This is a genomic window from Streptomyces sp. NPDC048481 (assembly GCF_043200075.1).
In the GTDB taxonomy this organism is placed as follows: domain Bacteria; phylum Actinomycetota; class Actinomycetes; order Streptomycetales; family Streptomycetaceae; genus Streptomyces.
Window position 1 is genome coordinate 1 of record NZ_JBICXC010000018.1, and the last position, 20313, is coordinate 20313.

Below are 20313 nucleotides of genomic sequence, written 5' to 3' on the forward strand. Positions count from 1 at the left end.
TCGGTGGCGATCGGCCGCACGGCCGCGCCGGAGGGTGGCTGGTGGGTGGGCCTGGACCATACGGCGCTGGCGGCGGCCTGCGTCCACCATCTCGCTGATCTCGGCCATCGGCGGGTGGCGTTCGTCAACCGTCCCGAGCCGTTGGTGCGGGCGGGGTACGAGTCGGCGCACCGTGGTCTGGAGGGGTTCACGAAAGCGGCGGCCGAGCGCGGGCTGAGCGTGCGGACGTACTGCTGCGGGGACGACGCGGCGTCGGGGCAGGCGTGCATGGAGCGGATCCTGCGCGACGATGCGGCCACCACGGCGGTGGTCACCCTGAACGAGGCGGCGCTGGGCGGGCTGTACCGGGCTCTGGCGGAGGCGGGCCGTCACGTGCCGGGTGACTTCTCGGTCACCGGCGTGGTGGCGGGCCGGTGGGCGGAGACGGTGACCCCGCGGCTGACCGCGGCGGACGTGCCGGCCGAGGAGATGGGCCGCCTCGCCGTCGACCTCCTCGTCGAACGCCTCGACCACCCCGGCGCCCCGCCCCGCCACCACCTCCTCGCCCCACCCATCTCCCTGCGCGCCAGCACCGGCCCCGCCACGGCGCCGTCTCCGCCCGACGGTCAGGGGCGCGACGGACGCGAAGCCGTGCGCCGCCCCTGACCCGAACCCCGACCGGCCTCCCCGCCCCGCGCGCCACGAGCCGCCCCCGACCGGAGCGGACGTGACCCGCAGCGGCCCCTTTCCCGCTCCACCGGCCCACCACCGCTGTTCGGCATGCCCGGACACCTCCCCGGCCCCCTCCGCGGATGCCCCCGCGCACCCACCCCCCTCACACCCGACCCCGACCCCGCAACAAGAACCAGAACCGAGGAAACCCCGATGCACAGATCCTCCCGGCGCCGTCTCGTCGCGGCGATATCCCTGTCCACCGTCACCGCAGTCGTCGGCACCGCCTGCTCCTCCGGTGGGGGCAGCACCGGCGCCCAGGGCGCCGACGGCGGCAGCTACACCGTCTGGGACCCGTACCCCCAGTTCGACAAGACCTCGGCCTGGGCGAAGCTGCTCGACGACTGCGGCACGAAGGCCGGAGTGACGATCAAGCGCACGGCGTTCGACACCAGCGACCTGACGAACAAGACCCTGCTCGCGGCGCAGCAGGACAACGCGCCGGACGTGCTCGTCGTCGACAACCCCGTGGTGTCCACCCTCGCCGAGGCGGGCGTCCTCACCACGACCGACGACAACAAGCTCGACACCTCCAAGGTGGACCCGAACCTGCTCGCGGCCGGGCAGTCGGGCGGCAGGACGTACGGCACGCCGATCGGCGCCAACACCCTCGCCCTCTACTACAACAAGGCCGTGCTGAAGGCGGCGGGCGTCGACGTCGCGTCCGTCAAGGACTGGAAGTCGCTCACGTCCGCGCTGGCGAAGGTCAAGAGCGCCGGAAAGAAGGGCATCACCTTCTCCGCGATCGGCACGGAGGAAGGCAGCTTCCAGTTCCTGCCCTGGTTCTGGGGATCGGGCGCGGAACTCGCCGAACTCGACTCCTCCCAGGCCGAGTCGGCGCTGACGCTGTGGACGGACTGGATGAAGAAGGGGTACGCCCCGAACTCGGTCATCAACAACACCCAGACCACCAGCTGGCAGGAGTTCGCCGCCGGCGACTACGCCTTCGCGGAGAACGGCACCTGGCAGCTCGCCAACGCCGACAAGGCCGGCTTCGACTACGGCGTCCTGCCCGTCCCGAACGCGACCGGGGGCGACGCCTCGGCCCCGACCGGCGGTGAGTTCGTCACCCTTCCCGTAAAGGGCGACACCGCCCGCTACACCACCTCGCAGAAGCTGGTGACCTGCCTGACCAGCACCGAGAACCTGAACGCCACCGACACCGCCCTGTCCTACGTCGCTCCCACCGCCGAGGTGCGGGACAAGCAGGTCGCGGCGAAGCCCGGACTGAAGCCCTGGGTCGACGCGGTCAAGGCCGCCAAGGGCCGCACAAGCGACGACCTCGGCACCAAGTACCCGAAGATCTCCGAGCAGTTGTGGAAGGCCGTGCAGTCCGCGCTCAGCGGCTCCGAGTCACCCGGGGACGCGCTGGCCAAGGCCCAGTCCGCGGTCAAGTGACGAGGGACTCCCGGTCGCAGATGAACCACACCCGACAGTTGCCGGACCGCCGGTCCGCGCCCGCCCGGAACGGGGCGGTCACCACCGCCCCGCTCCCGGCCCCCGCGCGAGCACGGCGCCGTCCCGCCTCCCCGCAGTGGGCCGCCTGGGCGTTCCTCGCCCCCGTCACCCTCTACCTCGCCGCCTTCTACGCCTACCCCCTCTACCGCAACGTCGATCTGAGCCTGCGTGACTACACCGTCCGCTCGTTCGTCCAGGGCAACGCGCCCTTCACGGGCCTGAAGAACTACCGGACCGTACTCGACGACCCGACGTTCGGGCCGGCCCTGGTGCACACCGTGGTCTTCACCGCCGTCTGCCTCTTCTTCCAGTACGCCCTCGGCCTGGCACTCGCCGTCTTCTTCCACCAGAACTTCCGTCTCTCCGCCACGCTGCGCGCTCTGTTCCTGGTGCCCTGGCTGCTGCCGCTCATCGTGTCGGCCTCGACGTGGTCGTGGATGCTCAACAGCGACTCAGGCCTCGTCAACTCGCTCCTGCACGCGGTGGGCATCGCGCCGGTGAACTGGCTCACCTCACCGGCCTGGTCGCTGACCTCGGTGATCATCGCCAACATCTGGATCGGCGTCCCGTTCAACCTGGTCGTCCTCCACAGCGGCCTGCAGTCCATCCCCGGCAGCCTGTACGAGGCCGCCGCCCTCGACGGGGCGGGCGCCTGGCGGCGCTTCTGGAGCATCACCTTCCCGCTCCTGCGCCCGGTGTCCGCGATCACCCTGCTCCTGGGGCTGGTCTACACGCTCAAGGTCTTCGACATCATCTGGATCATGACCAAGGGCGGCCCGGCGGGCTCCTCCACCACCTTCGCCACCTGGTCCTACGAACTCGGCTTCGGCAACCTGCTGCCCGCCTTCGGCCCCGGCGCCGCCGTCGGCAACCTGCTCGTCGTCGCCGCCCTGGCCTTCGGCCTGGTGTACCTGAGGATGCAGCGAAAGCAGGCACAGTCATGACGACCCAGGCACCGGCCCCGGCCCCGAACCGCCGTCGCGGGACGCGGGGCAAGACGACCACCGGCGTCGTGCTGACGGCCGTCATGCTGTTCCCGGTCTACTGGATGATCAACGTGTCGTTCACCCGCGAGCAGAACATGCGCAGGAGCCCGCCCGACCTGCTCCCCCTGCACGGCACCCTGACCGGCTACCGCACCGTCCTCGACGAGCAGTTGCCCTACCTCGGCACCAGCCTCGTCGTCGCCCTCGGCACCGTCGTGCTGACCGTCGCCCTCGCGGCGCCCGCCGGATACGCCCTGGCCCAGCTCCGTCCGCGCGGCGGCGGCGTCCTCGGCTTCGTCCTGCTGGCCGCCCAGATGATCCCCGGCATCATCATGGCGATGGGCTTCTACGCCGTCTATCTCAGCCTCGGCCTGCTCCAGTCCGTGCCGGGACTGATCGTCGCCGATTCCACCCTCGCGGTCCCCTTCGCCGTGCTGGTCTTCACCGCGTTCATGTCGGGCATCCCCCGCGAACTGCTCCAGGCCGCGACGATGGACGGCGCCGGAACCTGGCGCACCTTCCGGTCGATCGTGCTGCCGATGAGCCGCAACGCCGTCGTCACGGTGTCCCTGTTCGCGTTCCTGTGGTCGTGGTCCGACTTCGTCTTCGCGGGCACGCTGGTCAACGGCGGCGCCCATGAGCCGATCACCCTCGGCATCTACCACTACATCGGCAACAACAACCAGGAGTGGAACGCCATCATGGCCACCGCCGTCGTGGCCTCGCTGCCCGCCGCGGTGATCCTCGTCCTCGCCCAGCGCTACATCGCCGCCGGCGTGTCCGCGGGAGCCGTCAAGGACTGACCCGGCAGCACCCGCCGCGGCACAGCCGTCCGGCCGCCGCCCGGCCCTCCGCGTGCCGACCGGCACACCCCTGGGCGTCCCGCCCGGGACCCGCCCGAGCCCCGCCCGAGAAATGAGTACCGCCGCCATGAGCGCCGACCCGCCCGGCACCCCCTTCAACATCCACGACATACCTTTCAGCACGTACGGATCCTGGTTCGGCATCTCCCCGGTGCTGGCCGAGAAGACGCGCTCCGAGGACCTCCACCTCGTCTCCCATCAGAACGGTATGCACCCCGTCCTGCGCATGGTCCCTCTCGACGCGGCCACCGGCGAGCGGGCCGAGACCCGTGTACGGGCGACGCCCGCCCTGCTCAGCTGGACCGCCGCGGACGGCCGCGTCGACCTCGCCTACGAGTCGCCGGACACCGTGCGCGTGCACGGCACGGGGCTCGCCCTGCGCGTCACCGCGGCGGCGAAGGCCCTGACCCCCTTCAGCGGCACCTACTTCTACCGGGACCCGGTGGACGGATCGCACACCTTCAGCTCCTACGAGACGGGTCGCCGCTATCGGATCACCGTGCTGTCCGGCGCCGTGGCCGAGACGTCCGGCTCCCAGACCCTGGGCGCCGGCGACCGCGGCCTCACCGTCACCGCGGAGGCCGGCGGATCGTGGGAGGTCGCGGTCGAGGAACTCGACAGCGCCCGGCGGCCGTACCGCCCCTCGGCGGACTTCGGCGAGGTGCGGGAGGCCGCGCGACGCTCGTTCGCCGGGTTCGCGGCCGCGGTCGCGCCGTGGCGCTCGGCCGACGCCCCGGCGGCCGAACTCGCCGCCTACGTCATCTGGTCCGCCACCGTACGCCCGGCGGGCCTCGTCACCCGGCCCGCCGTGCTGATGTCCAAGCACTGGATGGACAAGGTCTGGAGCTGGGACCACTGCTTCAACGCCCTCGCCCTGGCCCCCGGTTCACCCGCCCTGGCCTGGGACCAGTTCTCCCTGCCCTTCGACCACCAGGACGAGACCGGGGCCCTTCCCGACTCCGTCACCCACTCCGAGGTCCTGTACAACTTCGTCAAGCCGCCCATCCACGGCTGGGCCCTGCGCCGCCTGCGCGAACGACTCCACGAACCACTCGACCGCACCCAACTGGCCCACGCATACGCCCGGTTGACGTGCTGGACGGACTTCTGGCTCACCGCCCGCCGCGCCCCCGGCTCCGTCCTGCCGCACTACCAGCACGGCAACGACAGCGGCTGGGACAACGCCACCACCTTCGACACGGCCCGCGTGGCGGTGACCGCCGACCTCACCGCCGTGCTGATCCTCCAGCTCGACGAACTGGCCCGGCTGGCCGCCGAACTCGGCTTCCCCGACGACGCCCGCCACCGCACGCGGACGGCCGACGCCCTCCAGGCCGCCCTGCTGGACGGACTGTGGGACGGCGAACGGTTCCTGAGCCGCCCGGCCCACGGCGGAGCCCCCACCCCGAGCGCGAGCCTGCTCGACCTGATGCCGATCGTGCTCGGCGACCGACTGCCCCCCGAGGTCCGCGACCGGCTGGCCGCCCGCATCGAAACCCACCTCACCGCGTTCGGCCTGGCGACCGAACACCCCGGCTCCCCGCGCTACGAGGCCGACGGCTACTGGCGCGGCCCGATCTGGGCCCCCGCCACCGTCCTCGTCGAGGACGGCCTGCGCCGCGCCGGCCACGCACGCCTCGCGGACGAGATCAGCGCCCGCTTCCGCGCCCTGTGCGAGACGTCCGGCTTCGCCGAGAACTTCGACGCGCTGACCGGCCGGGGACTGCGCGACCGCGCCTACACCTGGACCGCCGCCGGCTACCTGGTGCTGGCCCGCGACCACCTCCGCCGCCGCGCGGACGCCGCCTTTGACTCGGCCGTCGCCTGAACCGCACGGCAGCCCACCCGCACGTCCGGCACGGGGGCCGGCGCAGCAGCAAAGAGCCCCATCCCTGAAAGGACGCACCGACATGGCAGGAATCGGGCCGAGACGCTCGGCCATCACACGCCTTCTGCACGGCGTCAGCAGAGCGCTCCTCCCGCTGACCGTGGCAGCCGGCGTGATCACCCTGACGGCCCCGCCGGCCTCCGCCGCCACCCCCACCCTCACCGTGGACCTGGGCGCAACCACCGGGGCCTTCCGCGGCGGCGCCTCCGGGGCGCTGTACGGCCTGTACGGCCCGCACGTCCCGACCGGCAACCTCATCGAGGGGATGGGACTCAAGACCACCAACACGAAGTACCAGGACGGCCAGCAGCACCCCGGTTCGGACGCCCTGGAGATCGCCCCGTCCTTCGTCGACAACGGCGGCGGCGACGAGTTCATCTACATGACGGACGTGTACCGGGCCAACTACGAACGCACCGGTTACGCCGCCTACCAGGCGACCATGAAGACCCAGGTCGAGCAGGCGATGGCCAGCCCGTACGCCGGCCACATCGTCTTCATCCCCTACAACGAACCGGACCTGAACTGGTTCAGGGGCATGAACTCCAACGCGACGGCGCTGGCCGCCTTCAACGCCGAGTGGCGCCAGACCCACGACTTCATCAAAGGCATCTGGCCCGCCGCACGGCTGGCGGGTCCCAACACCTCCGGCTACTCCGACTCCGCGCTGAGCGGCTTCCTCACCTACTGCAAGGCCCACAACTGCCTGCCGGACGTCGTCACCTGGCACACCCTGGGCAGCCCGGCCGCCGTCCGCAGCACCGTGGACTCCTACCGCGCGGTGGAGACCGCCGCGGGGATCACCTCCCCGATCACCGTCAACCTCAACGAGTACGCCCACCGCTACCACCTGACCGACCCCGGCCAGATGGTCCAGTGGATCGCGGGCATCGAGGACGAGAAGGTCGACGGCAACCTGCCCTACTGGAACATCAACGGCAACCTCGGCGACTCCGCCGCCGCCCAGAACACCCCCAACGCCCAGTGGTGGCTGTACAACTGGTACAGCTCGATGAAGGGCGGCAACACCGTCAAGGTCACCAGCACGGGGGCCGACGCCGCGTACACCCTCCAGGGCCTCGCGAGCCTCGACACGGCCAAGAGACAGGCCCGCGTCATCCTCGCCGGCGGCGGCACCAGCGGTGACTCCGACACGGTCGTCAAGAACATCGACCCCGCCGTCTTCGGCACCACCGTGCACGTCAGCGTCTTCCAGGACCGCTACAGCGGGTACCTCGGCGCGGCGGCCACCCCGACCCGGCTCTCCGACGCCGACGTCGCCGTGGGCCCGGACGGCTCGATCACCGTCCCCCTCACCCTCGACGCGATGTCCGCCTACCAGGTGATCGTCTCCCCGGGCGGCACCGGCGGCGCCACCGCCTCCGACAGCACCTGGACCCACACGTACGAAGCCGAGAACGCCACGCTCGGCGGCAGCGGCTACAACATCAACACCGAGGGCACCACCGGGCGCATCGACAAGTTCGCCACCTCCGGAACCAAGGACGTCGGCGGCCTGCGCACCGGCTCCACCACCGTCATCGGCTTCCCCGTCACCGTGCCCACCACCGGCGACTACGACGTGTCGGTGTTCGGCAACAGCTACGCCAAGGACGCCGACGTCAAGGGCCCGACCGACGTCTACCTGCGCGTCGACGGCGGCGCCTCGGCCCGGATCGACGTCCCCGTGGGCTTCCAGTGGGTCGTGTGGGGACGCAGCGACGCCATCGTGCACCTGACCGCCGGAAGTCACACCCTCACCCTGGCCACCACCGGCGACAACGGCGCGAAGACCACCGGCGACGCCATCATCGACAAGATCGACCTCCGCCACCACGACGCCGCCGTCCAGGGCACCACGCTCTACGAGGCCGAGCAGGCCGACCTCTCCGGCAGCGCCACCGCCGTCTACACCGCGCAGGGCCAGTCCGGCGCGGGCGCTGCCGACCTCACCTCCGGCAAGTCCGCCACGTTCTGGGTCTTCGCCCCGCGCGACGGCTACGCCGACCTGACGGCCCGCTACCGCAACACCGGCCAGGCCGCACTCACCGTCAACGGCAAGACCCTCGACGACCAGACCCTCGCCGGCGCGACGACCGGCGCCTGGTCCACCGCCACCGACCGGGTCTTCCTGAGCGGCGGCGTCAACAAGGTGCAGGTGACCGGCTCCGGCGGCACCCTCACCCTCGACGACCTGGCCGTCACCCCCTTCAGCCCGACCTCCTCCGTCACCACCGGCAACGTCGTCACCTACCAGGCGGAGAACGGCGCCCTCACCGGCACCGCGGCCGTCGCCACCGCCTACAGCCAGGCCGAAGGCGGCGTCGTCACCGGCATCGGCGACGGGACCGCCAACTCCCTCACCCTCACCGTCAACGCGCCCTCGGCCGGCGCCTACGCCATGACCATGCGCTACGCCAACGCCGAGGAACTGCCCTCCAACCACTACAACCCCGACCTGTACGCCGAGCACGCCGACGTCAGCGTCAACGGCGCCGCCCCCACCCGCGTCGACTTCGCGAGCACCCTGCACTGGAACCAGTTCGCGCACTACACGGTCCCCGTCACCCTCGCCAAGGGCGCCAACAGCGTCCGCTTCACCGCCTCACAGCTGCACAACTGGGACGGCACCACCGTCGGCGTCGTCTACTCCGGCGGCGGCAGCGACATCGGACAGCCCATGCGCTCCAGCTCCGCACCCCACCTCGACCAGGTCTCCTTCGCGCCCGCCGCCCTGCACATCGGCGCCGCGACCGGCTTCTCCTCCACCGCCGTCGCCCAGCACAGCGGCCTCTGCCTCGAAGACCCCGCCCACTCCACCGCCAACGGCGTCCAGTACCGGCAGAACACCTGCGCAAGCGGACAGGAGCAGATCTTCGACTTCCACCCCGTCACCGGCACGACCGACACCTACACGCTCGTGAACCACGCCGGCGGCAAGTGCCTGGACGTCTCCGCCCTGTCGACGGCCGACGGCGCCGCCGTCCAGCAGTGGACCTGCACCGGCGGCGCCAACCAGCGCTTCCGGCTCGCCCCGGTGACCGCGCTCGGCAACAGCCACGACTACCAGCTCGTCGCCGCGCACAGCGGCAAGTGCGTCGACGTCAGCACCGTCTCCACCGCCCCCGGCGCCCTCGCCCACCAATGGACGTGCGACCCGGCAAGCGCCCTGACCACCAAGAAGAACCAGATCTGGCGGCTCGCCGGCAAGGACTGACCCGACGCGGAGCCGCGCACCGCACACGAACGGACATCGGCCCGCCGGACCTCCCCGGCGGGCCGACGTACGCCCGGACGGCGAAAAGGCACGGCCGTCCGGGTGCCTGGGGTGGCCGCCGCGTCGGGACGGAGGAAACCTGGCCGGGGCGTGCCGCCGCTGACATGCGGCACGGCCTCGGGGGTACTTCGCCCTCCTCGCCACCCACACAGGAGTTCCCCATGACCTTCAATCCGCTGGAGCAACGAGGCATCCCGCTGGACCGTCAGACCAGGAACTGGCGCGAGCTGAACGTCGCCCCCATCGACCCCGACCACTGCGATCCGTACACCCGCTGCCGGATCATCACGATGAACGGCATCGAGGTCGAGGCGATCATGTTCAGCCACCAGCTGGCCCGCAACACCGTCGACCCCGAGGTGAAACGGCAGCTCGCCCGCACCCGCTACATCGAGGCGCAGCAGCAGAAGGTGGTGAACTGGCTGCTGCCGGGAGTGTCGTCCGTCCTGGAGACGACGATCGCCTACGAGCAGGTCGCGGTGGACCTGACGGCGTGGGTGGCGCGGATGGAACCCGATCCGTACCTGAAACAGGCCTACCAGTTCGGCGTCCTGGAGGACTTCGACCACCTGTACCGGTACGCGAACCTGTACGAGATGATCGAGCACCGCAAGGCGGAGTCGATCGTCGAGGGGCTGACCGAGGTCATGCCCGGACGGCCCACGAAGTACCACCACCGCGACCCGTACGACAACGTGCGCGACCCCTACGCCAAGGACGAGACGAACCCGCTGTCCAAACTGCACGCCCTGACCATCATGTCGGCGGAGCAGCAGACCATGAACTTCTACATGAACACCGGCCCCACCTACATGGAGCCGATCGCCCGCCGCCTCTACCAGGAGATCGGGCTGATCGAGGAGGAGCACGTCACGCACTACGAGTCGCTGGTCGACCCGGGCGAGACCTGGTGGGAGCAACTCGTCAACCACGAGTACAACGAGTGCTACCTCTACTACTCCTTCATGGAGCAGGAGAGCGATCCCCGGGTGAAGGCGATCTGGGAGCTCCACCTGAACATGGAGCTGGAGCACCTGCACATCGCGTGCGACCTGATGCGCCGCTACGACGGCCGCGACCCGGAGTCCGTGCTCGCCCCCGAGCTGCCGAACGTGCTGACCTTCGAGCCCAACAAGGCCTACCTGCGCGAACTGCTCGACACCCAGATGGACCTGACCACGCTCGGCGCCGGATACGTGCGCGACCAGCACGAGCGGTTCGAGAAGATGCAGGAGCAGATCCACGGCGGCGAGGAACCGCCCAGCGAGCAGGTCATGACCGAGCACGACGACATGTTCGGGCGCGAGTACCGCATCCAGTCCGAGGGTGAGCACCCCGACCCCGCCATGCGCGAGAAGTGAGGCGAGCCCGATGAGCGATCTCGACACCCCGCAGGCAGGCGACGACCTGTCCCGCGACGACGACGTGGTGGCCCTGCTCATGCGCCAGCACGGCGACATCCGCAACCTCTTCGACGAGGTCGAGGCCGGCGCGGGAGAGGAGCGACGCGACGCCTTCCGCCGCCTCGTGCGCCTGCTGGCCGTGCACGAGACCGCCGAGGAGGAGGTCGTCCACCCGTTCGCCCGGCGCTCCCTGCCCGGCGGCGAGCAGGTCGTCGAGGACCGGCTCGCCGAGGAGCGTGCCGCCAAGGAGACCCTGTCCGCGCTCGACGACCTCGACACGGACGACCCCACGTTCATGCCCCGGCTGATGAAGCTGCGCAAGGACGTCCAGGCCCACGCGCGAGCCGAGGAACGCTACGAGTTCACCCACATCCGCCGCAGCGCCGACTCCGCCACCCTGACCGCCATGGCCAAGGCCGTCAAGGCGGCCGAGGCCGTGGCGCCCACGCGTCCGCACCCGGGCGTCGAGACGGGTGCGGCGAACATGATGCTCGGGCCGGTCGCCGCGCTCATGGACCGCACCAAGGACGCGGTGCGCAAGGCCATGAGCAAGGACGGCTGACGAACGACGGCTGACGGCAGGCGCCGGGCGCCGCCGCGTGGAAGCGCGAGCCCGGTCCGGCGCCCGGTCCCGGTCACGGGACGCGTTCCGCGTCTCCGGCAGGACAGCTGCCGGGAGCGGGAACCAGGGCCCGTACGGCTGCCGGTCGTCTATGGTGACGCGGTGACTGATGACCAGGAGCGGGTGCGGCCGTCGGGAGTGTGGGCCACAGCGGTGGGGGTGGCCAGGGTGCGCGCGCTGGAGAGCGAGCGCGAGAACGCCCTGTTCCACGACCCACTCGCCCGGGCCTTCGCCACTGCCGGCGGACTGTGGCCCTCCCCGCCGTCCCCCGCCTCCCCGCCCGACGACGAGGCAGCGCGACGCCGCCGCACGGCCCTGGCGTTCTCCATCGTCATCAGGACGAAGTTCCTCGACGACCTGCTGCGGCAGGCCTCCGCGTCCGGAGTCCGGCAGGTCGTCCTGCTCGGCGCCGGCATGGACAGCCGCGCCTTCCGGACGGACTGGCCCGAGGGAACCCGGCTGTTCGAGGTCGACACCGCCGCGCCCCTGGACTTCAAGGCCGCGGTGCTGCGCCGGGAGCGGGCCGTCGCACGCTGCGAGCGGATCACCGTCCCCGTGGATCTGCGCGAGGACTGGCCGGGCGCGCTGGCCGCCGCGGGGCACGACCCGGCGGCGCCCACCGTGTGGATCGCCGAAGGGCTGCTGATCTATCTGCCCGAGGACGCGGTGGAAGAGCTGCTCTCCCGGATCGGCGCGCGGTCGGCGCCGGGCAGCCGGATGGGGCTGACGCTGGGCTCGCGCGGCGTGATCGAGCGCTTCGGCGCGGACGCTGCGCCCGGATCGGCCGCGTCCCTGTGGCTCTCGGAGATGCCCGACGACCCCGTCGGCTGGCTGGCCGGGCACGGCTGGGAGGCCGACTGCCACACCCTGCGCGACCGCGCGGCCGCCTACGGGCGTCCGTTCGGCACCCCGCCGCAGCACGAGGAGCGGCCCGGCGGACTGATCTCGGCGGTCCGCCGGTAGCGCGCCCCCGGTTCACCGGACGACCGGACCGACGCCTTCAGCGGCACGGCCCGGGCCGTCCGTCACCGGCTCACCCCTTCCGGCGGCGGCAGGCCAGCCACACGGCGGCCGCCGCCGCGGCGGCCAGCAGCAGCTTGCGGTTGTCCTGGGCCAGCCGGGCCGCCTGCGCCGTCTTCTGCCGCACGGGCTCGGGGGCCTTGTCCTGCCAGACCTGTCCGGCCTGTGCCGCCTTGGCCCGGGCCTGCTCGGCGGCCAGCGCCGCCTTGTCCTTGACCGGGTCGGGCAGCTTGTCGTGGGCCTGCTGGGCCAGCCCGGCGGCCTTCTCCTTCAGCTCTCCGGCCTTGGCCGCGGCCTGGTCCTTGACCTCGGCGGCCTTGACCGCGGCCTGGTCCTTGACCTCGGCGGCCTTCTCCTGGGCGCGTGCCTTGACGTCGGTCTTGGCCGCGAGCGCCTCTACCGTCTGCCCGAGTTCCTCCCTGGTGTGCTCGACCTGCTCGCGCAGTTCCTCGGGGCCGGACGCGGTGGGCTCGTCGTGGGGCGGCTGGGTCATCGCTGGGCACTCTCCTTGATCTCGGCCACATCGGCCTTGACGTTCTCGATGGTCTGCTCGGGCGCGGGTGGCGCGGCGCGGTCCATCTCCTTCTTTCCCCTCATGGCCAGCACCGCGGCGATCACACCCAGCACCGCGGTGACGATCAGTGCCGCGGCCCACACCGGCAGCGGCACCGCGAGCGCGGCGATCACCGTGACGACGAGCGCCTCCAGCGTCAGGAAGCCGACGACACCGGCACCGCCGAACAGGCCGCCGCCCTTTCCGTAGAGTTTGCCCTTCTCCTTCATCTCCGCCTGGGCCAGCCTCAGTTCACCCCGCACCAGCTCGGTCAGCTGCTGTGAGGCTCGCTGCACCAGCTCGCCCACCGGTTCCTGGTGCGACTGCGTGCTCGACACCGCGGTCCCTCCCGTCCGTTCCGGTCCGTGTGCTCACGTCGGGCCGCACCGGGTGCGCACCCGACGGTCCGATGCGCGGGCGAGTACCCCGGACGGCGGAGTTAGGCGACACGGATCGCACAACCGCCGGGACCCCTACCCCGGCGCCGACGCCGTGGCCGACCCCCACGCGAACGGCGCGCGCCGTCACCGGTCGGCGCCGCGGCTGCACGTGACACCCGCTCACCTGCATGGCCCATGTGCTCGCGCCGATGCGCCGGACGTCTCCTAGCGTCGGAGCAACGGAATCCCACAGGGACCGGGAGGAGACGTCCATGTCGCACCGTGCTCCCCTCGCAGGCATAGCCGCCGCGATCATCTGCATCAGCCCACTGGCCGGGACCGCGCAGGCCCGGGACCTCGACTGCCGCGATTTCGCCTTCCAGGAGGACGCCCAGGCGGTGTTCGACCAGGACCCCACCGACCCCGACCGGCTCGACGAGGACCAGGGGCCGGACGACGGGATCGCCTGCGAAGCCCTGCCCCACCGCTCTTCCATCGGTGCCCCGACGGCCGTGCCCCGGCCCGTCGTCACACCCACGCGCGGCGTTCAGGGCGGCCTCGGCGGAGCGACCGACACGGGCCCCTCCGGCAGAGACGTCGGCCTCGGTCTCGGCCTCACCGCCGGTGGGCTGACGGCCGTCGGATTCGTGCTCCTGCGCCGCAGGCGAAGCTGAACCGAGGAGCGAGCAGCATCGCGCCGGGCCCTGCGGGGCATCGCGAGGGCCCGGGCGCGCAGCACCGAGTCGGGCGACGAAAGCGCCGCGCCCTCGTGCGCTGCGGGTGGGCCGCCCGACCGCCGTAGCGGCGCTTGTCGTTCACCGGGCGCGCGAGGCGCTGCTCGTCCGGCGTAGTGTTCCGTCCTGGGTGGGACGGTCCGGCGGAGGGCCGGCGAGGGACGGGGCGTCCGGGAGGGCGCTGGACGGAGGGGCATGGCGTTCGGTTCGCTGCTGCTGGTCGCGTGGGCACTGGTCGTCCTCGCCTCCGTGGGCGTGGGCTCGCTGGGCTTCTACGCGTTCACCCGTAACCGTGTGCCGGGCCGGCCGCTGCGACGGCTGGTGCGCAACCCCCGCCTGTGGGGGCTGGGGCTCCTGCTGCTGGTCGCGAGTCTGCTCACCCACTCGTGGACGCTTCTCGCGCCGGCCCTGGTCTGCACCGTCTGCGGCCACGCCCTCAAGCCGACCGGCTGAGACGGGCGGGCGGGGACGCGACGGGGCCGCCGTACCGCGTGCCGGGCGCAGGACCGGTCAGTGGTCCGGCAGGGCCTGCTCGGCCCAGATGACCTTGCCCTGGGGGGTGTAGCGGGTGCCCCAGCGTTCGGTCAGCTGCGACACCAGGAACAGGCCCCGGCCGCCTTCGTCGGTCGTCGCCGCGTACCGCAGATGGGGCGAGGTGCTGCTGCCGTCGGTGACCTCGCAGATCAGGGTGCGGTCGTGGACGAGCCGCAGATGGATGGGCCCGCAGCCGTAGCGGACGGCGTTGGTGACGAGCTCGCTCAGCACCAGTTCCGTGCTGAAGGCCAGTTCGGACAGGCCCCACTCGTCGAGCTTGCCGGTCGCGTTGGCGCGCACCGAGGCGACGGCGGCCGGATCCGGCGGCACGTCCCACTCGGCGATCCGGTCCGGCGGCAGCGCGTGGGTGCGGGCGATGAGCAGAGCCACGTCGTCGGTGGGGTTCTCGGGCAGCAGGGAGCCCAGGACGGCCCGGCAGCTGTCCTCCGGGGCGCGTTCGGGGTGTCCCGCCAGGGCCTTGCGCAGGAGTTCCATCCCTTCGTCGAGGTCGCGGGTGCGGTCCTCGACGAGACCGTCGGTGTAGAGGGCGAGCTGGGAGCCCTCGGCGATGTCCAGCTCGGCGGTCTGGAAGGGCATGCCGCCCAGCCCCAGCGGCGGACCCGGCGGCAGGTCGGGGAAGGTGACGTTGCCGTCGGGATCGGCCACCGCCGGCGCCAGGTGCCCGGCCCGCGCCATCGTGCAGCGCAGCGTCGTCGGGTCGTAGATCGCGTAGAGGCAGGTGGCGCCCACGACGGCGGCGGGTTCGTCCGTGCAGGCCTCGTCCTGGTCGATGCGCCCGACCAGGTCGTCCAGGTGACTCAGCAGCTCGTCGGGCGGCAGGTCGAGCGTGGAGAAGTTGTGCACGGCGGTGCGCAGCCGCCCCATGGTCGCGGCGGCGTGCAGTCCGTGGCCGACCACGTCGCCGACGACGAGCGCCACGCGGCTGCCCGGCAGCGGGATCACGTCGAACCAGTCCCCGCTCACGCCCGACTGCGCCGGCAGGTAGCGGTAGCCGACGTCGAGGGCGCTCTGCTCGGGCAGGCCCTGCGGCAGCAGGCTGCGCTGGAGGGTGACCGCCAGGGCGTGCTCGCGCGTGTACCGGCGGGCGTTGTCGATGCTGACCGCGGCGCGGGCCACGAGTTCCTCCGCGAGGGACAGCTCCTCCTGTTCGAAGGGCTTGTGCTCGTCGGAGCGCCAGAAGTTGACCATGCCCAGCATGACCCCGCGGGCCTGGATGGGCACCGCGATGAGCGAGTGGATGCCGTAGTCCACGATCTGTTCGGTGCGTTCGGGGTCCTGCAGATGCCAGCCCGTCGCGGTGGACAGGTCGGCCACCAGCTCGGAGCGGCCGGTGCCGTAGCCGCGCGCCTGGGGCGTGGAGGGCAGGAAGTCGATCAGCCGGTCCTTCTCGTAGAGGGGGTGATCGTCGCGGATGCCGCAGACGGCGACCCGCCTCATGCCCTTCGCCGTGGCGGCCGGCTCCTCGCCGTGCAGCACGGCGTCGGCCAGGTCCACGGTGACGAAATCGGCGAAGCGGGGGACGGCGATCCGGGCGAGTTCGTCGGCCGTCTGCACGACGTCGAGGGTGGTGCCGATGCCCAGTCCGGCGTCGTACAGCAGCTTCAGCCGTTCACCGGTGATCTCGGCCCTGCCGGACACGGCCTGCAGTTCCGTCGAGTCGCGCAGGGTGACCACGGTGCCCTCGGGGCCGCCCGATCCGCGCCCCGTGGACCTCTGGTTGACCACCAGCAGCCGCGATCCGGAGGGGTGCACCTCGTCGTTGGCCTCGCGGCCGGAGCTGAGCAGGGCCATGATCTCCGGTTCGAGATACGACATCCGGGACACGAGCTGGCCCTCCGCGTCCGCAGGCAGCTCCAGCAGCCGTACGGCCTCGTCGTTGGCGAGGAGCAGTCGCCCCTCGTCGTTGACGATGAGGACCCCTTCGCGCACGGAGTGCAGCACCGCGTCGTGGTGCTCGTACATGCGGGTCATCTCGTTCGGCCCGAGGCTGTGCGTCTGCCGCCGCAGCCGCCGGCTCACCAGCACCGTGGCGGCGGTGGCCGCCGCGAGGGCGCACGCGCCGGCCGTCAGGATGATCGGTATCTGGCGCTCGACGAGGCCGGTCACGTTCTTGACCTTCAGCCCGGCGGAGACGAGGGCGACCACCTGTCCCCGGTCGTCACGGATGGGGACGGTGGCCTGGACCTCCTCGCCGAGGGGACCGTGCACGCTCTCGGTGTAGACCTGTCCCCGCAGCGCGGGCCCGATCTTTCCCACGAACCGCTTCCCGATCCGGTCCGGCAGGGGATGGGTGTACCGGATCCCCTTCGTGTTCATGACGACGACGAAGTCGACGCCCGCCGACTTGCGGCCGGCCTCCGTCTGGGGCTGAAGGATCTTCGTCGGGTCCGGCGAGCGCAGGGCGGACAGCACGCCGGGGGAGTGCGCGAAGGTCTGGGCGACGGCTACGGATCTCCGTTTCGCCTCGGCGTTGGTGTGCCGCTCCGATTGCAGGACGAGTGCGAAGACGGCGAACGCCACGAGCAGCACCACCAGTGTCACCTGCATCAGGAACATCTGGCCCGCGACGGTGCGCGTGCCCTTGCGGGCCGCCGCACTCATCCGCGGTATGTGCCGAAGCCGGGCAAAACGGTCTCCCATCCGGCCTTTCTAGCACTCCGGGCCCCGCTTAGTCACGGGTCCGCCCGCGCTGCCCGTGCCCCGAGCCCCGATCGATCACCGCCGTCGGCCCGCCGGCCGCGGCCTGTACGACGCCTCGGCGGCCCCACGGGCGCCACGGGCACCACTCGTCTTCCCGGCCCTTCACCCCGCATCGGCGTCGAGACTCGCAAGCCCTTCCTCCCAGCGCCGGCGGCGCTCGTCGTCGGTCTGCTCCCACCAGGCGGCGCCCCGTTCCCCCAACGCGACCTTCGCCCGGTGCACGCGGGCGCGCGCTTCCCGCTCGGCTCGGGCGTCCTCGCCCGTCGTCGCCGCGCGGACCGCGCGACGGGCCGACATGAGGTGACGCCGAAGACGGGCGGCGATCTCCTCGGGGACGGCCGGATCGGTCGCCCGCCATTTCCGTCCCTTGATGACGACGTAGTGGCCGTCGGCGGTCTTCTCCGGTGCCCGGTCTGCCTCCACGCGAGCATTGTCCCCCCGGGGAATCGGCCCACGCGCTGTGCAGGCGCGGCGGCCGACACGAGACCGCCGTCGGCCGGCCGGCGGCTCAGGGACGGGGCCGGAGCACCTCCAGGGCGCCGGTCTCGGTGTCGTAGCTGCGCAAGGTGGTGAGGCGGACCGACACGGGCGGCGCCGGCAGCAGCCCGGGGATCCGCCGGTCGGCGAAGGCCCCCGCCCGCCGGGTCCGGCCGAGGGTGACGTGCGGGCTCCAGCGCCCGGGCTCGTGGAAGGGGTTGAGGGTCTGCGGCCCGCCGTCGGAGGTGACCGCCTCCCACACGCGTCGGTGCAGGGCCGCCAGCGGGGCGTCCAGGTCCAGCGCCCAGGCCAGGACCGAGGTGGGCCGCTCGAATCTCACCGCCCCGGTGAACCGCACCGCCAGCGGCAACGAGGCGGCCACGGCCGCGAGTTCCCAGCGGATCGGGGCGGTCAGCTCCCGGCACGCGGCCAGGGTGAGATGCGGACTGTTGGTGGGGGAGCGGTGGCGCGCCTGACTGGGCAGACCCGCTTCCGCGAGCCGCCGCCAGGCTTCCCGGACGGCCGCGTCCGCCGTCTCGTCCAGCAGAACCTCGACCGTGCGCACGAGCGCAGCCTACCGGCGGCCGCCGGAGCCGCCGACCGCTGCGGCCGACGGGAACACACGGCCGTGACATCGGCGACGCACCACTCCGCCGGCCCGCCACTCCGCCGGCCCGCCACTCCGACGGGCTGCGCGGTTCGCGGGCGTCGCGCCGCGCCCGGACCATGAGGGAGGGCACAGGAACGTCGTGACGCGAGCCGACGACCCCTCGCCCGGCGCAGCCGTGCGCCGCAGGAGCGCGCCGATGAGTTTCCGGCGACCGCGTGGTCTACCTCGCAACGAAAGGAGCGCACCATGCGCAAGATCATCGTTTGCACGTTCCTGACGCTGGACGGCGTCATGCAGGCCCCCGGTGGTCCCGACGAGGACCCCGAGAGCGGCTTCGCGCACGGGGGCTGGCAGAAGCCGGTGGACGACGACGAGGTCGGCGCGGCCATCGCCGGCTGGTACGAGCAGTCCGACGCGATGCTGCTCGGACGCAAGACGTACGAGATCTTCGCGTCCTACTGGCCGACCGCCGACCCGGGCAACCCGTTCACCGCGCGGATGAACGGCATGGACAAGTACGTGGCGTCCCGGACCCTGACGTCCGTCGAATGGGAGAACTCCACACTGCTCGAGGGCGACGTCGTCGAAGCCGTCCGCAGGCTCAAGGCGTCCGACGGCGGCGACGTCAACGTCGTCGGCAGCGGCGACCTCGCTCAGACGCTCATGCGCAACGGTCTCGTCGACGAGTTCCGGCTCACCATCCATCCGGTGATCATCGGCACCGGCAAGCGGCTGTTCGCCGACGGGGCGATCCCCACGGCGCTGGAGCCGGTCAGCGTCTCCACGACGAAGGGCGGCACCGTCGTCGCCGTGTACCGGCCCAACGGTGAGCCGACCTACGACAGCTATTAGACCGACAGGCCGCGGCCTCATCCTGTCAGGCCCTCCGGCGAGGCGACGTCGGCGGGAGACGGGCGGGCCGCCTCGCAACCGCGCGCTCGTCGTGTCGCACCGGGTGCCGCACGGTGCGCCCGAGCACCCGTTCCTCCTGGCTCCGCAATGCCGTAGTCAGGCGGGGGGTGGCGGCTAGACTCGGGCAACGCACAGGAGAGGGACACGTGAGCGACGAAGCCGAAGCAGCGACGGCAGGCCATCCGCAGCGGTGGCAGCGGGACGCGTGGGACATCGAGCCCGACTCGATCAACCTCGCCCTGCGCTCCCTCAGCCCGCGGACCACGGGTGTGATCATCCGGGAGGCCTTCTACGGCACCCGCCGCTTCGACGACTTCGAGCGTCACTGCGGCATCAGCCCGAGCGTGCTGTCCGCCCGTCTGCGCGACCTCGTCGCCGACGGCATCCTGGAGAAGACCCGGTACCGGGCTCCCGGCGCGCGCGGTCGGGACGAGTACCGGCTCACGGACAAGGGGCGCAGTCTGCTGCCCGTCCTGATCGCCCTCAACGACTGGGCCGAGCGCTGGATCGTCCCGTCCGGCGCGGCCACGATCTCCCTGCTCCACCAGGAATGCGGCAGCCCGGTCAGCGCCGCGGTGACCTGCGCCTCCGGGCACCGGATCACCGCGCCGGGCCAGGTCCTGGCGGCCCCGGGGCCGGGAGCGAAACCCGCGCCGGCGCCCGAGGCCCCGTCCACCTCCGTGTCCGCGTCCGAGTCGTAGAACTGGTCCGGTCCGCGTTCGCGACCGACCGACCGACCGATCGTCACGAATGTCGTCACGACTGATCGTCAGGCGGGCGAGGGTGAGGCGTCCGGCGGGGGCCGGTGAGGCGTCCGCCTGTCCGCCGTCGGGGCGGTGTCGGACGTCGGGTGCACGGGTGGGGCGGGCTCAGACCGCCTTGGCCGTGACGAGCTGGGCGAAGGAAGCCATGCACGGGGGACAGTGACGTGCCTGCTCATCCTCCGCGGTGTCCGCACGGTCGGCGAGCTTCTGCCCGCACAGGGCGATGGCTGCCTGCTTGGCGGTGACGTGCCAGACCACGGCGGTGCCGGGCTGGTCGGGTCCCGGACGCATCTCGTACATGATTGGCCTCCTTGGCGGGATGCCGTTCTCCTCCCAGGAGACCCCGTCCGGGCGACCTGCGCCGACCGGGCGGGGGCCGTTCGGGTGACAGCCGTGCCGA

The 20313-nt window shown here is 71.9% G+C and carries 19 protein-coding genes; 13 read left to right on the plus strand and 6 right to left on the minus strand.

What is annotated here, in order from left to right:
• The 9 genes from ACGFSH_RS33555 to ACGFSH_RS33595 form a co-directional block, all read left to right on the plus strand.
• A partial coding sequence (locus ACGFSH_RS33555) for a LacI family DNA-binding transcriptional regulator (RefSeq protein ID WP_393355239.1) occupies positions 1-645 on the plus strand: 645 nt, incomplete at its 5' end.
• A 219-nt stretch (positions 646-864) separates the two neighbouring features.
• Positions 865-2109, plus strand: a complete 1245-nt coding sequence (locus tag ACGFSH_RS33560) for an extracellular solute-binding protein (protein ID WP_393355242.1) — start codon at positions 865-867, stop codon at positions 2107-2109.
• Between the two features lie 20 nt (positions 2110-2129).
• Positions 2130-3113, plus strand: coding sequence for a carbohydrate ABC transporter permease (locus tag ACGFSH_RS33565; protein ID WP_393355245.1), 984 nt, complete (start codon positions 2130-2132; stop codon positions 3111-3113).
• The gene (locus ACGFSH_RS33570; protein WP_393355247.1) at positions 3110-3958 is read left to right on the plus strand and encodes a carbohydrate ABC transporter permease; all 849 of its coding nucleotides are present in this window, start codon (positions 3110-3112) and stop codon (positions 3956-3958) included. The genes ACGFSH_RS33565 and ACGFSH_RS33570 overlap by 4 nt, the downstream gene beginning before the upstream one ends.
• Positions 3959-4085: 127 nt before the next feature.
• A complete protein-coding gene (locus ACGFSH_RS33575; RefSeq protein ID WP_393355250.1) occupies positions 4086-5846 on the plus strand; it encodes an amylo-alpha-1,6-glucosidase in 1761 nt (586 codons plus the stop codon).
• An 82-nt stretch (positions 5847-5928) separates the two neighbouring features.
• Entirely contained in the window at positions 5929-9123 is a 3195-nt protein-coding gene (locus tag ACGFSH_RS33580; RefSeq protein ID WP_393355253.1) for an RICIN domain-containing protein, read from the plus strand.
• A 221-nt stretch (positions 9124-9344) separates the two neighbouring features.
• Positions 9345-10544 (plus strand): hypothetical protein, encoded by a 1200-nt coding sequence (locus ACGFSH_RS33585; RefSeq protein WP_393355256.1) that lies wholly within the window; start codon positions 9345-9347, stop codon positions 10542-10544.
• A gap of 10 nt (positions 10545-10554) precedes the next feature.
• Positions 10555-11148 carry a hemerythrin domain-containing protein gene (locus tag ACGFSH_RS33590; RefSeq protein WP_393355259.1) on the plus strand — a complete coding sequence of 198 codons (594 nt, stop codon included), beginning with the start codon at positions 10555-10557 and terminating at the stop codon, positions 11146-11148.
• Positions 11149-11346: 198 nt separating this feature from the next.
• Positions 11347-12171, plus strand: coding sequence for a class I SAM-dependent methyltransferase (locus tag ACGFSH_RS33595; protein ID WP_393355303.1), 825 nt, complete (start codon positions 11347-11349; stop codon positions 12169-12171).
• A 70-nt stretch (positions 12172-12241) separates the two neighbouring features.
• On the opposite strand, the gene ACGFSH_RS33600 is transcribed toward ACGFSH_RS33595, so the two are convergent.
• Together ACGFSH_RS33600 and ACGFSH_RS33605 are read right to left on the minus strand one after the other, a co-directional pair.
• Positions 12242-12721 (minus strand): DUF3618 domain-containing protein, encoded by a 480-nt coding sequence (locus tag ACGFSH_RS33600; RefSeq protein WP_393355261.1) that lies wholly within the window; start codon positions 12719-12721, stop codon positions 12242-12244.
• Complete coding sequence (locus ACGFSH_RS33605) at positions 12718-13119, minus strand: phage holin family protein (protein ID WP_393355263.1); 402 nt, start codon at positions 13117-13119, stop codon at positions 12718-12720. Before ACGFSH_RS33605 ends, ACGFSH_RS33600 begins: the two co-directional genes overlap by 4 nt.
• Before the next feature lie 314 nt (positions 13120-13433).
• On the opposite strand from ACGFSH_RS33605, the gene ACGFSH_RS33610 reads away from it, so the two are divergent.
• Together ACGFSH_RS33610 and ACGFSH_RS33615 are read left to right on the plus strand one after the other, a co-directional pair.
• Positions 13434-13835 (plus strand): excalibur calcium-binding protein, encoded by a 402-nt coding sequence (locus ACGFSH_RS33610; protein WP_393355265.1) that lies wholly within the window; start codon positions 13434-13436, stop codon positions 13833-13835.
• Between the two features lie 255 nt (positions 13836-14090).
• Positions 14091-14348 carry a hypothetical protein gene (locus ACGFSH_RS33615; protein ID WP_393355267.1) on the plus strand — a complete coding sequence of 86 codons (258 nt, stop codon included), beginning with the start codon at positions 14091-14093 and terminating at the stop codon, positions 14346-14348.
• A gap of 57 nt (positions 14349-14405) precedes the next feature.
• Here ACGFSH_RS33615 and ACGFSH_RS33620 read toward each other — a convergent pair whose 3' ends face one another.
• The 3 genes from ACGFSH_RS33620 to ACGFSH_RS33630 all read right to left on the minus strand — a co-directional run bounded on the left by ACGFSH_RS33620 (position 14406) and on the right by ACGFSH_RS33630 (position 18192).
• Positions 14406-17051: a SpoIIE family protein phosphatase gene (locus ACGFSH_RS33620; protein WP_393355270.1), complete on the minus strand. Its 2646-nt coding sequence runs from the start codon at positions 17049-17051 to the stop codon at positions 14406-14408.
• 201 nt (positions 17052-17252) lie between these two features.
• Positions 17253-17573, minus strand: coding sequence for a hypothetical protein (locus tag ACGFSH_RS33625; protein WP_393355272.1), 321 nt, complete (start codon positions 17571-17573; stop codon positions 17253-17255).
• Between the two features lie 85 nt (positions 17574-17658).
• Positions 17659-18192, minus strand: a complete 534-nt coding sequence (locus ACGFSH_RS33630) for a 2'-5' RNA ligase family protein (protein ID WP_393355274.1) — start codon at positions 18190-18192, stop codon at positions 17659-17661.
• Positions 18193-18483: 291 nt separating this feature from the next.
• Here ACGFSH_RS33630 and ACGFSH_RS33635 point away from each other — a divergent pair, with 291 nt between their 5' ends.
• Positions 18484-19089, plus strand: coding sequence for a dihydrofolate reductase family protein (locus tag ACGFSH_RS33635; protein ID WP_393355277.1), 606 nt, complete (start codon positions 18484-18486; stop codon positions 19087-19089).
• Positions 19090-19295: 206 nt separating this feature from the next.
• Positions 19296-19850 (plus strand): winged helix-turn-helix transcriptional regulator, encoded by a 555-nt coding sequence (locus ACGFSH_RS33640; protein ID WP_393355280.1) that lies wholly within the window; start codon positions 19296-19298, stop codon positions 19848-19850.
• Between the two features lie 168 nt (positions 19851-20018).
• Here ACGFSH_RS33640 and ACGFSH_RS33645 read toward each other — a convergent pair whose 3' ends face one another.
• Positions 20019-20213, minus strand: coding sequence for a hypothetical protein (locus ACGFSH_RS33645; protein WP_329406168.1), 195 nt, complete (start codon positions 20211-20213; stop codon positions 20019-20021).
• Between the last annotated feature and the right edge of the window lie 100 nt (positions 20214-20313).

What these genes read in the sequence shown, in the direction of transcription:
- ACGFSH_RS33580 (WP_393355253.1), top strand. Translation starts at nt 5,929, where the DNA reads ATGGCAGGAATCGGGCCGAGACGCTCGGCCATCACACGCCTTCTGCAC.
- ACGFSH_RS33565 (WP_393355245.1), top strand. Translation starts at nt 2,130, where the DNA reads ATGAACCACACCCGACAGTTGCCGGACCGCCGGTCCGCGCCCGCCCGG.
- ACGFSH_RS33645 (WP_329406168.1), bottom strand. Translation starts at nt 20,213, where the DNA reads ATGTACGAGATGCGTCCGGGACCCGACCAGCCCGGCACCGCCGTGGTC.
- ACGFSH_RS33600 (WP_393355261.1), bottom strand. Translation starts at nt 12,721, where the DNA reads ATGACCCAGCCGCCCCACGACGAGCCCACCGCGTCCGGCCCCGAGGAA.
- ACGFSH_RS33610 (WP_393355265.1), top strand. Translation starts at nt 13,434, where the DNA reads ATGTCGCACCGTGCTCCCCTCGCAGGCATAGCCGCCGCGATCATCTGC.
- ACGFSH_RS33635 (WP_393355277.1), top strand. Translation starts at nt 18,484, where the DNA reads ATGCGCAAGATCATCGTTTGCACGTTCCTGACGCTGGACGGCGTCATG.
- ACGFSH_RS33590 (WP_393355259.1), top strand. Translation starts at nt 10,555, where the DNA reads ATGAGCGATCTCGACACCCCGCAGGCAGGCGACGACCTGTCCCGCGAC.
- ACGFSH_RS33585 (WP_393355256.1), top strand. Translation starts at nt 9,345, where the DNA reads ATGACCTTCAATCCGCTGGAGCAACGAGGCATCCCGCTGGACCGTCAG.
- ACGFSH_RS33620 (WP_393355270.1), bottom strand. Translation starts at nt 17,051, where the DNA reads ATGAGTGCGGCGGCCCGCAAGGGCACGCGCACCGTCGCGGGCCAGATG.
- ACGFSH_RS33575 (WP_393355250.1), top strand. Translation starts at nt 4,086, where the DNA reads ATGAGCGCCGACCCGCCCGGCACCCCCTTCAACATCCACGACATACCT.
- ACGFSH_RS33570 (WP_393355247.1), top strand. Translation starts at nt 3,110, where the DNA reads ATGACGACCCAGGCACCGGCCCCGGCCCCGAACCGCCGTCGCGGGACG.
- ACGFSH_RS33615 (WP_393355267.1), top strand. Translation starts at nt 14,091, where the DNA reads ATGGCGTTCGGTTCGCTGCTGCTGGTCGCGTGGGCACTGGTCGTCCTC.
- ACGFSH_RS33560 (WP_393355242.1), top strand. Translation starts at nt 865, where the DNA reads ATGCACAGATCCTCCCGGCGCCGTCTCGTCGCGGCGATATCCCTGTCC.